Source organism: Microbacterium sp. ISL-103 (genome assembly GCF_018613995.1).
In the GTDB taxonomy this organism is placed as follows: Bacteria; Actinomycetota; Actinomycetes; order Actinomycetales; family Microbacteriaceae; genus Microbacterium.
On the sequence record NZ_JAGGPD010000304.1, the window covers coordinates 1 to 283 of the forward strand.

The window sequence follows — 283 nt, forward strand, 5'->3', positions numbered from 1 at the left end:
GCACGAAGTGCGACGGGAACCGGGAGCCCTCGGGATCAGCGAAGAGCGGATGCTGCACGCAGCTGCGCCGGACTCCAGCGCACCCCGAGGGCGCTCGTGAGTGCCACCTGCGCGACACCGGTCGAGATCGACGCGTCCGCATCGGCGTAGCGCACCGGCACGTTCGCGGTGCCCGTCGCGGTGTAGTCGATCTCGGCCCGCACGCGCTCGAGGAAGTCGTCGCCGAGCGCTCGTGCCGGTCCGCCGATCACGACCTCGGCCGCGTCGAGCACGGCGGCGATGC

At 72.4% G+C, this 283-nt stretch carries 1 pseudogene; it reads right to left on the minus strand.

Annotated features, from left to right (window positions below):
* Positions 1 to 35 precede the first annotated feature (35 nt).
* Positions 36 to 283, minus strand: a pseudogene (locus J7E68_RS19815) (ROK family protein); the annotation flags it as partial.